Annotated in this window: 1 pseudogene; it reads left to right on the plus strand. The window is 63.7% G+C overall.

Going from position 1 to position 204, the window contains the following annotated elements:
• Positions 1 to 204 (plus strand): annotated as a pseudogene (locus HMPREF2807_RS00740) (HNH endonuclease); the annotation flags it as partial.

A 204-nucleotide genomic window follows, 5' to 3' on the forward strand; every position in this document is an offset into this window, starting at 1 on the left:
GTGCCCATGGGGGATATTGAAACCTACCTCCGCCTCCGCAACTCGGGGATTGCGCTGGTGGAGCATATACCTGGCACACCCGATGAGCTTCGCGCGCTCGGCGCTGACCCAGCCGACGCCACCGAACTCGCAGGCCTGCACCAGGTGTACTTCGGCCCCACCCGCTTTACAGGCAAACAACGCAAAGCCCGCCAAGCAGCACTC

It is taken from the genome of Corynebacterium sp. HMSC074A09 (assembly GCF_001811545.1).
Lineage (GTDB): Bacteria > Actinomycetota > Actinomycetes > Mycobacteriales > Mycobacteriaceae > Corynebacterium > Corynebacterium hiratae.